Annotated in this window: 12 protein-coding genes; 2 read left to right on the top strand and 10 right to left on the bottom strand. The window is 70.0% G+C overall.

Annotated elements, in window-relative coordinates; translation table 11 throughout:
* Positions 1-20 precede the first annotated feature (20 nt).
* The 7 genes from ACIA8R_RS23245 to ACIA8R_RS23215 all read right to left on the bottom strand — a co-directional run bounded on the left by ACIA8R_RS23245 (position 21) and on the right by ACIA8R_RS23215 (position 7,966).
* Positions 21-932 carry an alpha/beta hydrolase gene (locus ACIA8R_RS23245; protein WP_397040265.1) on the bottom strand — a complete coding sequence of 304 codons (912 nt, stop codon included), beginning with the start codon at positions 930-932 and terminating at the stop codon, positions 21-23.
* A 60-nt stretch (positions 933-992) separates the two neighbouring features.
* Positions 993-2,387, bottom strand: a complete 1,395-nt coding sequence (locus ACIA8R_RS23240; RefSeq protein ID WP_357707178.1) for an FAD-dependent oxidoreductase — start codon at positions 2,385-2,387, stop codon at positions 993-995.
* Positions 2,388-2,566: 179 nt separating this feature from the next.
* The gene (locus ACIA8R_RS23235) at positions 2,567-3,358 is read right to left on the bottom strand and encodes an ABC transporter permease (RefSeq protein ID WP_357707177.1); all 792 of its coding nucleotides are present in this window, start codon (positions 3,356-3,358) and stop codon (positions 2,567-2,569) included.
* Entirely contained in the window at positions 3,355-4,206 is an 852-nt protein-coding gene (locus ACIA8R_RS23230) for an ABC transporter permease (protein WP_364099747.1), read from the bottom strand. The genes ACIA8R_RS23235 and ACIA8R_RS23230 overlap by 4 nt, the downstream gene beginning before the upstream one ends.
* Before the next feature lie 2 nt (positions 4,207-4,208).
* Positions 4,209-5,441 (bottom strand): spermidine/putrescine ABC transporter substrate-binding protein, encoded by a 1,233-nt coding sequence (locus ACIA8R_RS23225; RefSeq protein WP_397040263.1) that lies wholly within the window; start codon positions 5,439-5,441, stop codon positions 4,209-4,211.
* Between the two features lie 9 nt (positions 5,442-5,450).
* A complete protein-coding gene (locus tag ACIA8R_RS23220) occupies positions 5,451-6,518 on the bottom strand; it encodes an ABC transporter ATP-binding protein (protein WP_364099751.1) in 1,068 nt (355 codons plus the stop codon).
* A 14-nt stretch (positions 6,519-6,532) separates the two neighbouring features.
* Entirely contained in the window at positions 6,533-7,966 is a 1,434-nt protein-coding gene (locus tag ACIA8R_RS23215; RefSeq protein ID WP_357707173.1) for a gamma-aminobutyraldehyde dehydrogenase, read from the bottom strand.
* A gap of 203 nt (positions 7,967-8,169) precedes the next feature.
* Here ACIA8R_RS23215 and ACIA8R_RS23210 point away from each other — a divergent pair, with 203 nt between their 5' ends.
* Entirely contained in the window at positions 8,170-8,661 is a 492-nt protein-coding gene (locus ACIA8R_RS23210; protein ID WP_125631294.1) for an Lrp/AsnC family transcriptional regulator, read from the top strand.
* On the opposite strand, the gene ACIA8R_RS23205 is transcribed toward ACIA8R_RS23210, so the two are convergent.
* From ACIA8R_RS23205 to speB, 3 genes are read right to left on the bottom strand one after another with little or no spacing between them, the layout of a single operon-like run.
* Entirely contained in the window at positions 8,658-9,314 is a 657-nt protein-coding gene (locus tag ACIA8R_RS23205) for a cyclase family protein (RefSeq protein WP_397040319.1), read from the bottom strand. The two genes, ACIA8R_RS23210 and ACIA8R_RS23205, sit on opposite strands and share 4 nt — an antisense overlap.
* Positions 9,314-10,819 (bottom strand): cytosine permease, encoded by a 1,506-nt coding sequence (locus ACIA8R_RS23200; RefSeq protein WP_364099755.1) that lies wholly within the window; start codon positions 10,817-10,819, stop codon positions 9,314-9,316. The genes ACIA8R_RS23205 and ACIA8R_RS23200 overlap by 1 nt, the downstream gene beginning before the upstream one ends.
* Complete coding sequence (gene speB / locus ACIA8R_RS23195) at positions 10,816-11,748, bottom strand: agmatinase (protein WP_357707171.1); 933 nt, start codon at positions 11,746-11,748, stop codon at positions 10,816-10,818. Before speB ends, ACIA8R_RS23200 begins: the two co-directional genes overlap by 4 nt.
* A gap of 70 nt (positions 11,749-11,818) precedes the next feature.
* On the opposite strand from speB, the gene ACIA8R_RS23190 reads away from it, so the two are divergent.
* Complete coding sequence (locus tag ACIA8R_RS23190; RefSeq protein WP_397040260.1) at positions 11,819-13,273, top strand: PucR family transcriptional regulator; 1,455 nt, start codon at positions 11,819-11,821, stop codon at positions 13,271-13,273.
* The last annotated feature ends 6 nt before the right edge of the window (positions 13,274-13,279 follow it).

Here is a 13,279-nt window from a genome sequence, read left to right as displayed (position 1 = left end):
GATACCCCCCAGCGTAGACGTCAGGCTCCGGAGCCGCCCGACCGGAGGTGCTCGGCGAGGAAGTCCGCGGTCGCGTCCACGGCCTGCGACACGTACGGCTCGCGGTCGTAGAGGTCGATGTGCTGCTTGGCGTCGACCCAGACGAGCTTCTTGGGCTCGTCGAGCCGCCTGAACGCCTCCTCGGCCCCTGACGGCGGGCAGAACCGGTCGATCACGCCGTGCACGATCAGGGCGGGCTTCGGCGACAGGAAGTCGGCGCCCATCATGTTGTCCATGGTGATCAGCTCGCGCAGACCGGCCCTCGTGACCGCGTTCCGCCAGGAGGAGGAAGCCCCGCGCTCGGTGCCGTAGTAGGCGAACGGCTCGTCGCCCGGCATCGCGGCCCCGCCGTCCTCGCCGTCCTCGCCGTCCTCCGCCACGGCGGGCAGGTACTCGACCGGGCCGCCCAGGTCCTGCCGTTCCAGCACGCCGGCGAACCCGGCCAGCGCCTCCTGGTAGTCCATGCCCGACCGCATCGTGTACGGGTTGTTGTAGGCCCCGGCGATGCCCGCGAACACCCGTACGCGCGGGTCGAAGGCGGCGAACTTCAGCGCGTACCCGGCGCCCAGGCAGATGCCGACGGCCCCGATCAGGTCGCCGTCCACCTCGGGGCGCGACCGCAGCAGCGACACCGCCGCCCGCAGGTCGTTCAGCTTGGCCTGCGGATCCTCGTGCCCACGTGGCTCGCCGCCGGACTCGCCCCAGTTGCGGTGGTCGAAGGCCAGCGTCACGTAGCCCCGGCGGGCCAGCCGCTCGGCGTACAGGCCCGTGACCTGGTCGCGCACCCCGGTGAACGGCCCGGTGAGCACCAGACCCGGCCAGGGGCCCGTGCCCTCGGGCAGCCGCAGGTCACCGGCCAGGGGCACGCCGTCGGCGGCGAACTCGATCCTCATGGTCACAAGTGTGCGCCAGGCCCGCGGCACGCGGGCCCGGCGCCCCCTCGGAACACCGGATCAGGAGTCGAACCCGAGGCCCATCCTGTCGAGCGTGCGCAGCCACAGGTTGCGCCTGCCCTGATGCTGGTCGGCCTGAGCGATCGACCACCGGGTGAACTGGATCACCCCCGACCGGACCGGCTCGGGCGGGAACGGCACCGGCTTCTCCTTGACCATCCGCAGCTCGGTCCGCTCGGTGGCCTCCCCCGACAGCAGGTCCAGCATCACGTTCGCGCCGAACCTGGTGGCCCCGACGCCCATGCCGGTGTAGCCCACGGCGTAGGCCAGCCGGCCGCCGTGCGCCGTGCCGTAGAAGGCGCTGAAGCGGCTGCAGGTGTCGATCACGCCGCCCCAGCGGTGCGTGAAGCGCACCTGGGACAGCTGCGGGAAGGTGGTGGCGAAGTGCTCGGCGAGCTTGACGAAGGTCTCGTCGCGCTGCTCGTACTCCGGCTTGACCAGGCCGCCGTTGTAGTAGACCGCGTCATAGCCGCCCCACAGGATGCGGTTGTCGTCGGTGAGCCGGTAGTAGTGGAACTGGTTGCCCGAGTCGCCGACGCCCTGCCGGTTGTGCCAGCCCACCTCGGCGAGCTGGGACGCGGTCAGCGGCTCGGTCATCAGGGCGTAGTCGTACACCGGGACGACGAAGTGCTTGAGCCTGCGCAACAGGGGCGGGAAGACCCCCGTGCCCAGCGCCACCCGCCGGCCCGTCACCGACCCGTACGGGGTCCGCAGGGTGATCGTCGTGCCGTCGTCGCGCAGCGAACGCACCGGGCTGCGCTCGAAGACCCGTACGCCGAGCCGCAGGCACGCCTCGCGCAACCCCCAGGCCAGCCGCGCCGGGTCCAGCATGGCGCAGCCGCTGCGTTCCCAGAGCCCGCCCAGGTAGGTCGGCGAGTTGACCTCGGCCCGCACCTGACGCTCGTCCATCGGCACGTAGTCGAGGCCGAGCTCGGAGATCAGGTCCAGGTGTTCGGCCAGCGAGTCGAGCTGCCACGGCTCGGTGGCCACGTGCAGCTCGCCGGTGCGCTCGAAGGAGCAGTCGATGCCGTGCCGCTCCAGCGTGCGCTCGATCTCGTCGAGGTTGTCCACGCCCATGCGTTCGAGGCGGCCGATGTCCTCCGGCCACCGTTCCAGGCCGTTGGCCAGGCCATGGGTGAGGGTCGCCATGCAGAACCCGCCGTTGCGGCCGGTCGCCGCCCAGCCGATCCTGCGCCCTTCGAGCAGGACGACGTCCAGCGAAGGGTCACGTTCCTTGGCCATCAGGGCCGTCCACAGCCCCGAGAAGCCTCCGCCGACGACGACCAGGTCGGCGTCGGTCTTTCCGATGAGCCGCGCGCGCGGCTCGGGTCTGGCCGGACTGTCCAGCCAGTACGGCTTGCGCTCCGCGTCAGCCAGCGCCTTCAGCGGATCCACAAATCCCACTTCCCTACGAAGTTCTTAGATTGTTCATTGTTTTTATTGCGGGATCCAAAGGGGTGATGTGATCACGCGCGGGTTCCCCCCGCCGAAATCCGATCTCGCCTCCCTGTTCTTGGTCGGAATACACCAATCCCCCCGCCGGATCGCGGGGGGAAAGCCTGTTGGAGCAGATCCTAGGCGCGGCGTCTGGCGGCCACCGCGTTCGCCACGGCGATCAGGACACCGATCCCGAAGATGAGCGTACCCATCACGTTGACCTGCGGTGGAATGCCGGTCTTCACCGCGCCCACGATCCACAGCGGGAACGTGACGGTCGAGCCGTTGACGAAGCTCGTCACCACGTAGTCGTCGATCGACAGCGCGAAGGAGAGCATCGCGCCCGCGAGCACGCCCGGCATGATCGAGGGCAGGGTCACCTGCCGGAACGTGCCCCACGCGGTCGCGCCGAGGTCCTTGGCCGCCTCCTCCAGCGACGGGTCGAGCGTGATGACCCGCGCCCTGACCGTCACCACGACGAAGGAGAGCGAGAACAGCACGTGCGCCACGATGATCGTGTTGCCGTCGCGCGGCACGTTGCCCGAGACGAACAGCGACAGCAGCGAGGCCCCCATCACCAGCTCCGGCGTGGAGATGGCGGCGAAGACCAGGAAGTTCGTGGCGCCGAGGCCGCGGAAGCGGTGCCGGCCGACGGCCAGGCCCAGCATCGTCCCGATGACGACCGTGATCACGGTGCTGACCAGCGCGATCACGATCGAGTTGCGCAGCGCCGTGGTCAGGTCGGAGATCTCGAAGAGCTCGCCGTACCACTTGAGGGTGAAGCCCTGCCAGCTCGTGTTCGACTTGCTCTTCTTGTCGTTGAAGCCGAACAGGATCATGACGGCGATCGGCGACGACAGCCACAGGATGATCAGCCAGGTGTAGACGTGCAGCAGGCGGTCGCCGAACCTGCCCCGCGCGCCCCTCATCGCGCCGCCGCCTCAAGGACGTTCTCGGTGCCGAGCGCGCGAGCGTAGATGAAGATGCCCACCAGCAGGATCGCCATCAGCGTGAACGACAGCGCCGAGGCGGTCGGGTAGTCGAGGTTGGTCAGGTACTCGGTCTGGATGATGTTGCCGATCATGGTGTTGGCCGTGCCGCCGAGGATCTGCGCGTTGACGGGGTCGGCCGTCGCGGGCACGAACGTCATCAGCACCCCGGCGAAGACGCCCGGCAGCGACAGCGGCAGCACCACCCGGCGGAAGGCCCCGGCTCGGGTGGCGTACAGGTCCTGGGCCGCCTCGACCACCCGCGGGTCGACCCGTTCCAGGGCCACGTAGATCGGCAGGATCATGAACGGCAGGAAGTTGTAGGTGAGCCCGCCCACCACGGCCACGGTCGTGGCCAGCACGTGGAAGCCCTCGGGCAGCACACCCCAGCCCTTCAGCGTCCCGAACAGGATGCCGTTGTCGGCCAGCAGGAAGTTCCACGAGATCGTCCGCAGCACGAACGACACGAAGAACGGCAGCAGCAGCAGGAACAGGTACACCGACTTGCGACTGCCGCCCTTGAAGGCGATCCAGTACGCCACCGGGTAGCCGATCACCAGCATCGCCACGGTGGCCAGGCCGCCGTACAGGAGCGAGCGCAGCAACTGGTCGCTGTACCTGCCGAGCGCGTCGGCGTAGTTGGAGAAGCTGAACGTCATGGCGTAGCCGTCGATGGCGTTGCCCGTCTGGAGCGAGACCGACGCCATCGCCACCATGGGCACGACCAGGAAGATCGCCAGCCACAGCCAGCTCGGCAGGGCGAGCAGGTAGGGGGTGAGCCGTTTCATGGCTATGCCTGGGTGATCGACTGGAAGATGGAGTTGAACACCTGCTCCTGCTGCGTGGTCAGGGTGGTGTACGTGCGCAGCTTGGCGTAGTCGGCCGCCGAGGGGAACATGAGCGGGCTGTCCACCATGTCCTCCAGGGCCTTCTTGTCCTCGCCCTTGGCCGTCGCGGCCTTCTCGCGCAGCAGGTCCTGGACGGCCGGGATCGGGGTGACGAACTGGATGAACTCATCCAGTTCGGCGGCCACCGCGGGCTGGTACAGGTAGTCCATGAGGGTGAGGGCGTCCACGGGGTTGGCCGCGCCCTTGGGGATGAGCATGTTGTCGGTCCAGATCGTGCCGCCCTCGTCGGGCACCACGAACTTGACCGGCTCGCCGGCGAGCTGCCGCTGGAAGATGTCGCCCGACCAGGCCATGGTCAGCCAGACGTCGCCCTTGGAGACCGCGTCGATGTAGCTCTGGTCGTAATATTTCCGGACGATTCCCGCGTCGCGCTGCTGCTTGAGCTTCTCCCCGGCCTTCTTCCAGTCCGCCTCGGTCGACTTCTCCGGATCGACGCCGAGGGCGAACATGCCGAAGTTGCCGATCTCCTGCGCGTCGGCCATCATCCCGACCCGCCCCTTGTACTTGGGGTCGAACAGGGCCTCGATGCTGGTGATGCCGTCCTTGACGTACTTGGTGTTGTACGCGATGCCGGTCACGCCCGAGGAGTAGGGCATCGTGTACTGGTTGCCCGGGTCGTAGGCGCGTTCCTTGTACTTGTCACCGGCGTTGGCCAGGAAGTTCGGCATCCGGCTGTGGTCGAGCGGCACGATGTAGCCGAGCTCGACCATGTGCTGGAGCTGCACGCCGTTGGTCATCACGACGATGTCGTAGCCGAGCGACTGACCGGCGCGGAGCACGGGGTCGGCCTTGCCGAAGAACTCCGCGTTCTCCTGGATGACCTCCTTGTACTCCACGGAGATCCCGGTGGTCTGGGTGAACTTCTTCAGCGGGGCCTGGTCCTCGGGCATGTACTCGGGCCAGTTGGCGAAGACGAGCTTGCCGTGCTTGCTCTGCTTGGCCCAGTAGTCCTTGACGGCGTCGGCCTTCGGAGGGGCGGCCTTCTGGCCCTGGACGCCGCAGGCGGCGAGCGCGAGGCCGGCGGCCGACAGTCCGGTGACACGGAAGAAGTCGCGGCGGGTGCGGGGCTGGGTCATGCCCCTGAGGAGGGCGGGGGTGATCTGGCGGGGGTTCATGGGGTGCTATCAACTTCCAATCACGTAAGAGTGCTGCGCCTCCCACGACAGCCACACGGAGTCGCCCCGCTCCGCGGTCGCCGTCGCGTCATGCGCGTTCTGCTCAAATACGGTCATCTCGGCCCCGTCGGCGAGCTGCACCGCATAGCTGTTGGAGGTGCCCAGGTAGACCATCTCCGTGACGGTCCCGGGGACGGCGCTCAGCCCGCGCCCCGGCTCGTCCGCGCAGATTGTGATCTTCTCGGGGCGGACGGTCACCGTCACGTCGCCCTCGCGTCCCGGCACCAGCACCCGGCCGCCGCCGATCTCCAGCACCCCGCCGGTCACCGTCCCGCTGATCAGGTTGGAGGTGCCGATGAAACCCGCCACGAACGCGGTGGCCGGCCGTTCGTAGATCTCCCGCGGGCTCGCGAGCTGCTCGACCAGCCCGTCGTTCATCACGGCGATCCTGTCGCTCATGGTCAGCGCCTCGTTCTGGTCGTGCGTCACGTACACGAACGTGATGCCGACCTCGCGCTGGATGCGCTTGAGCTCGATCTGCATGGCCTGGCGCAGCTTGAGGTCGAGCGCGCCCAGCGGCTCGTCGAGCAGGAGCGCCCGCGGCCGGTTGACCAGGGCGCGGGCCAGGGCCACGCGCTGCTGCTGGCCGCCGGACATCTCCCGCGGCCTGCGCTTCTCCCGGCCCGAGAGGTCGACGATCTCCAGCATCTCGCCGACCCGCCGCTGGATCTCCTCCTGCGGCGTCTTGCGCTGCTTCAGGCCGAACGCCACGTTGTCCCACACGCTCATGTGCGGGAACAGGGCGTAGGACTGGAAGACCATGTTGACGTCACGCTTGTTCGGCGGGACGTTCGTGACGTCCTTGCCGTGCAGCCTCACGAGCCCTTTGGTGGGCTCCTCGAAGCCGGCGATCATCCTCATGGTCGTGGTCTTGCCGCATCCGGACGGGCCGAGGAGGGAGAAGAACTCCCCCTCGGCGATGTCCAGCGACACACCTTTGACCGCCTGGACGACCTCGCCGTGCGAGAGGTACTCCTTGACGACGTCCTCTAGCTGGATCGCGAATAGCTCGGTCATGTCCAGGCTCGTCCTTATTCGCCGATGTAGTGCATGACGTGCTTGACCCTGGTGTAGTCGTGCAGACCGAACACCGACAGGTCCTTGCCGTACCCGGAGTGCTTGAAGCCGCCGTGCGGCATCTCCGAGACGAACGGGATGTGCGTGTTGACCCAGACCACGCCGAAGTCGAGACGGTTCGACATGCGCATGGCGCGGCCGTGGTCGGAGGTCCACACCGAGCCGGACAGGCCGTACCGGACGTCGTTGGCCTTGGCCAGCGCGTCGGCCTCGTCGGTGAACGTCTGGACGGTGATGACGGGGCCGAAGACCTCGTTCTGCACCATCTCGTCGTCCTGCTTGAGGCCGTCCACGACGGTCGGGGCGAAGAAGTAGCCCTTGTCGCCGACGCGGTGACCGCCGGTGAGCACCTTGGCGTGGCCGGGGACCCGGTCCATGAAGCCCTGGACCCTGGAGAGCTGGTTCTCGTTGTTCAGCGGGCCGTAGAGCGCGTCCTCGTTGGCCAGGTCGCCGGTCACGGTGGCGGCGGCGGCCTCGCTCAGCGCGGCCACGAACTCGTCGTGCACGCTCTCCTGGACGAGCACCCGGCAGGCCGCGGTGCAGTCCTGGCCGGCGTTGTAGAGACCGGCGGTGGCGATGTCGGCGGCGGCCTTGGCGAGGTCCTTGACGTCCTCGAAGACCACGACCGGCGCCTTGCCGCCGAGCTCCAGGTGCACCCGCTTGAGGTCGTCGGCGGCGCTCTTGGCCACCGCCATGCCCGCGCCGACCGACCCGGTGATCGCCACCATGGAGGCGGCCGGGTGGCCCACGACGAGGGCGCCGGTCTCGCGGTCGCCGGTGACGACGTTGAAGACGCCGGGCGGCAGCACCGAGCCGACGATCTCGGCCAGCTTGAGCGTGGAGGCCGGGGTGGTGTCCGACGGCTTGAGCACGATCGTGTTCCCGGCGGCCAGCGCCGGGGCGATCTTCCACACGGCCATCATCATCGGGTAGTTCCAGGGGGTGACCTGGCCGATGACGCCGACGGGCTCGTGCCTGATGACGCTGGTGTGCTCGGCGAGGAACTCCCCGGCCGTGGGCCCCTCCAGCGTGCGCGCGGCGCCGGCGAAGAAGCGGAAGTGGTCGGCCGCGACCGGCGTCTCGTCCTCGGCCATGCGGGCGCGCGGCTTGCCGGTGTTGAGGCACTCGGCCTCGTTGATCTCGTCGGCCCGGGCGTCGATCGCGTCGGCGACCTTGAGCAGCAGGTTCGCCCGCTCACCGGGGGTGGTCCGACCCCACGACTCGAACGCGGCGGCCGCCGCGGCGTACGCCGCGTCGACGTCCTCGACACCGGAGATCGGGGCCTGGACGTAGGCCTCTCCCGTGCAGGGGTCGATGATGTCGGAGAACCGGCCGCTCTGGGCGTCCACGAACTCACCGTTGATGAAGTTCTGCAGACGGGTGGTCAATGCACGACCTCCTCGTTGAGGTGGCTGAGATGCCGCGACTCTTACAGAGCAGTTGCATCTGGACAAGGGATTTCGTGGTGAAGATATCAAATTGCTACGAATTCGCTTGACACACCGCCAAGAACTGACAACATGTCGCACCAGGACGGCAACCGAGCGGGAACGCCCCCGTAACGCCGGACCGCTAGGAGGATTCCTCTGACATGACGACGCCGCCCCGCGTACGACGAACCAACGCCAGTTCCGGGCCCGTCGTGCTCGACGATCTCTCCAAGCAGATCATCGAGCAGCTCCAGTCCGACGGGCGCATGCCGTACGCCGCGATCGGCAAGGCCGTCGGGCTCTCCGAGGCCGCGGTCCGTCAGCGTGTCCAGCGGTTGCAGGACGCCGGGGTGATGCAGATCGTCGCGGTCACCGACCCCCTCACCCTCGGCTTCCCCCGCCAGGCGATGATCGGCGTCAACTGCGAGGGCGACCTCGAATCGGTGGCCGACGAGCTGTCGGCGATCGAGGAGATCGACTACGTGGTGCTCACGGCGGGCTCCTTCGATGTGATCGTCGAGGTGGTCTGCGAGGGCGACGGGCACCTGCTGGAGATCCTCAGCAAGATCCGCGCCATCCCCGCCGTACGGGCCACGGAGTCGTTCGTGTACCTGAAGCTGCGCAAGCAGTCGTACTCCTGGGGCACGCGCTAACCGATCCGCGCCACGGCCCGTACGGGAGCGCCGTCGGCGCCGTCGAGCCGCAGCGGCATCATCCAGACCTCGATCGGCCTCCCCTCGCCCTGGGCGTCGAGCAGCCGGTCGAGGCCGGTCAGGTTCTCCGCGATCACGGCGTGCGCCCCGCACAGGACACGGTGGGCGGGGAAGTCGTCGGCCGGGGTCGGGTCGACGCTCAGCGCGTCGATGCCGACCGTGCGCACGCCCCGCTCGACCAGCAGCGTGGCGGCCTCCTCGGCGAGGAAGGGGTGGCCCAGGTAGGTCTCTCTCCCCCAGTGGGCCGACCAGCCGGTGGCGACCAGCACGATCGGCGCGTCACCGCCGCCGGGCCAGGGCAGGCCGGCCAGGAGCCCGGCCCCGATCGGCGAGCGGGGCGCGAGCCCCCGGGCGTCCGCCACGACGGCGGGCCCGGCGAAGCGCGACAGCGGCAGCTCGCCGAGCGCCGGCAACGCGTCGTCGATGTGGACGGGCGCGTCGACGTGGGTGCCCGACTGGGAGCCGAGGTGCAGGCCCAGCACGTTGACGCCGTCGCGGGCGACGGTGAGCGCGGGGGCGACCGAGACCTCGGGATCGCCCGGGTAGACGGGCATCCCGGTCTCGACGGGCACCGACAGGTCGACGAGTTCCATCACGCCATCGATTCTGCCGCGTCCACGATGGGCAGGATCGGCGTGTCGGCCGAGCGCACCAGGCGCGGGCCCTGCGGGCCGTACACCTCGCGCGGTTCGGGGAAGAGCGCGAGCAGCGTCAGGTACAGCACGGCCGCGACCGCCAGGCCCAGCGGCAGCGAGATGTCCACGCCGCCGGCCAGGTCGCCCAGCGGCCCGACGAACTGGCCGGGCAGGTTGACGAACATCAGCGCCACGGCCGCCGCGAGCAGCCACGCCGTCAGGCCGCGCCAGTTCCAGCCGTGGGTGAACCAGTACCGGCCGCCGCGCTGGCGCCGGTTGAAGACCTGGAGGGCGTCGGGGTCGTACCAGCCCCTGCGGGTCACGTAGCCGAGCATCATGATCACCATCCAGGGCGCGGTGCAGGTGATGATCAGGGTGGCGAACGTGGAGATGCTGGCCGTCAGGTTCGCCGCGAAACGCCCGACGAAGATGAACACGATCGACAGGGTGCCGATGAACACGGTCGCCTGCACCCGGGAGAAGCGCGGGAACACGCTGGAGAAGTCGAGCCCGGTCCCGTACAGGGAGGTGGTGCCGGTGGACATGCCGCCGATCAGCGCGATCAGGCAGACCGGGACGAAGTACCAGGCCGGCGAGATCGCCAGCAGCCCGCCCACGTAGTTGGGGGCGGCCGGGTCGACGTACTCGGCGGCCTTGGAGGCGATGATCGAGGCGGTGGCCAGCCCGAAGAAGAACGGCAGGATGGTGGCGATCTGCGACAGGAAGGCCGCCGCCACCACGCGGGAGCGGGGGGTCGAGGCCGGGATGTACCGGGACCAGTCGCCCAGGAAGGCGCCGAAGGAGACGGGATTGGACAGCACGATCAGCGCCGCCCCGATGAACGACGGCCAGAACAGCGGGTCACCGGCCGCCAGCGTCCCCGGATAGGACGGGTCGAAGTCCCCGGCGAAGGCGAACAGCCCGAGGACGAACAGCAGCGACGCCGCCGCCACCGCGATCTTGTTGACGAACAGCATGAAGCGGAAGCCGTACACGCAGACCACGAGGACGAGCAGGGCGAAGACGGCGTAGGCCACGCCGTAGGACAGGTCGGTGTCGGGCAGGCCGACGAGCCGGTGCGCGCCGCCCACCAGCGCGTCGCCCGACGACCACACCGAGATCGAGAAGAACGCGATGGCGGTCAGCAGCGACAGGAACGAGCCGACGACCCGGCCGTGCACGCCCAGGTGGGCCGAGGAGGAGACGGCGTTGTTGGTGCCGTTGAGCGGCCCGAACAGGGAGAGCGGCGCCAGGATCAGCGCCCCGACCACCAGTCCGAGCACGGTGGCCGCGAGCCCCTGCCAGAACGACAGGCCGAACAGGATGGGGAAGGCCCCGAGCACGCAGGTGGCGAACGTGTTCGCGCCCCCGAAGGCGACCCGGAACAGGTCGAAGGGCCCGGCGGTGCGGTCGGCGTCGGGGATGCGCTCGACGCCGTAGGTCTCGATCTCGGTGATGCTCATGTCTTCTCCTGCATCGCCAGCAGGCTGACGAGGTCGTAGGCCACGTGGGAGGCGGCGACCGAGGTGATCTCGGCGTGGTCGTAGGCGGGGGCCACCTCGACCACGTCGGCCCCGATCAGGCGGCAGCCGGCCAGACCGCGGAGGATCTCCAGCAGTTCCCGGCTGGTGAGCCCGCCGGCCTCCGGCGTGCCGGTGCCGGGGGCGTGAGCGGGGTCGAGCACGTCGATGTCGACGGAGACGTAGAGCGGGCGGTCGCCGACGCGCTGCCGCAGCACGTCGATGACCTCGTCCAGGCCGCGGCGGAGCACGTCGGCGGCGGTCAGGATGCCGAACCCGAGCCGCCGGTCGTCCTCCAGGTCCTTCTTGCCGTACAGGGGGCCCCGGATGCCGACGTGGCTCAGCGCCTCGGTGTCGAGGATGCCCTCCTCGACCGCGCGCCGGAAGGGGGTGCCGTGGGTGTACTCGGCGCCGAAGTAGGTGTCCCAGGTGTCGAGGTGCGCGTCGAAGTGCAGCAGCGCCACGGGACCGTGCTTCTTGGCCGCCGAGCGCAGCAGCGGCAGCGCGATCGTGTGGTCGCCGCCGATGGTGACGAGCTTGGCGTCCAGCTCGTCGGCCGCGGCCTCGATGGTCTCGACGGCCGCGCCGATGTCGAACGGGTTCGCCGCGATGTCACCGGCGTCGGCCACCTGCACGCGCTCGAACGGCGACACGTCCAGCCCCGGGTGGTAGGGCCGCAGCAGCCGGGACGCCTCCCGTACGGCGGCGGGCCCGAACCGGGCGCCAGGACGGTAGGACACGCCCGCGTCGAAGGGCACGCCCACGACGGCCACGTCCGCCCGCTCGACCTGGTCGAGCCGGGGCAGCCGGGCGAAGGTGGCGGGCCCGGCGAAACGCGGGACCCGGGAGGAGTCAACGGGACCGATGTGCATGTCCGTCAGTGTTCGTCACGCTTCTGACCTGCGGCAATTGTTACTCCCACAAAGTAATACGGTGTGTGTTGTGGTTGACCACAAGATGACGGTCGAAGACCTTCTCCGCTCCCCGGCTCTCCAGCTCCGCGTGCTCGCCGGCGAGGCCGGGCTGTCCCGCTCGGTCTCGTGGGCGCACGTCAGCGAGCTGGCCGACCCGACGCCCTGGCTGCTCGGCGCCGAGGTCATCATGACGACCGGCATCGGCCTGCCGCGCTCGGCCACCCGGCAGCGCGCCTACCTCGAACGCCTCGACGACGCCGGGGTCTCGGCGCTCGCCCTGTCGGCCCAGCTCCACGTCCCGCCGCTGCATCCGGCGTTCTTCGAGGCCGCCGAGGAGCGCGGCATGCCGGTGCTGGAGGTGCCGCTCGCGGTGCCGTTCATCGCCGTCTCGCAGGAGGTGGCGGCGGCGCTGCAGGAGGACGCCAGCCACCGGCTGGGCGCCCAGCTCCAGGTGTTCGGGGCGCTGCGCTGGCTGGCCGCGGAGGACCTCGACACCGTCACGTTGTTCAAACGCCTGGAACGCCTGTCCGGCTACGACGTCTACCTGTGCACCCCGCAGGGCCGGCCGCTGCTGCCCGGCGTGCCGGTCCCCTCGCTCGACGTCCTGCCCGCCGAGCCCGACGCGCCGCCCACGATCCCGGGCGGCTTCGCGCTGCCGGTGCCGGCGCCCGGCGGCCCCGCCGGGTTCCTGGTGGCCTTCGAGCGCGAGGGCGCGCGGCCCGCCGGGCTGGCCGTGGTCCAGCACATCGCCACCGTGGCCGCCCTCCAGGTCGCCATGGCCAGGCACGAGCGCGAGACCCTGCGCAGAGAGGGCGCCGAGACGCTGGCCGAGCTGCTCCAGGACGTGCTCGACCCGCCCGCGGCCCGCCGCCGCCTGGCCCGGATGGGCCTGCCGCTGGAGGCCGGGTCGGTGCTGCTCGTCGTGCGTCACGCGCCCGACGACGCGCTGCGCAGGGCGGTGGGCGAGCTGCCGCACCTGATGCTCAGGCGCGGCGACGACCACTACCTGCTGGGGCCGCCCGGCCTGGCGCCGGCGGTCGCCGCCGTGCCCGGGGTGAGCGCGGGGGCGAGCCGCCCGTTCCCGCCGGGCGAGTCGCTGCGGGTCGCCCAGCGCGAGGCCGTGTGGGCCGCCGCGCACGCCGCCGAGTCGGGCAAACCGCTGGTCCACTACGGCGACGACACCACGGGCCGCTGGCTGCCCGACGACCCCTCGACGCTGTCGGCGCTGGTCGACCACGTGCTGGGCGAGGTGCTGGCCTACGACGAGGCCCACGACTCGCGGCTGCTGCTGTCGGTGCGCACCTGGATGGAGCGCAACCGGCACGTCGAGAACGCGGCGGCCGCGCTGCACGTCCACCCCAACACGCTGGCCTACCGGCTGCGCAGGTTCGCCGCGCTGAGCGGACGCGACCTGTCCTCCAGCGCGGCGTTCGCCGAGGTCTGGCTGGCCGTGCGCGCCGCCCGCCAGCTCGGCCTGTGCTGAGCCCTT

The organism is Nonomuraea sp. NPDC051191, assembly GCF_044455665.1.
Taxonomy (GTDB): domain Bacteria; phylum Actinomycetota; class Actinomycetes; order Streptosporangiales; family Streptosporangiaceae; genus Nonomuraea.
Note: the sequence above shows the minus strand (reverse complement) of the source record. Positions and strands in the feature narration are given on the sequence as shown.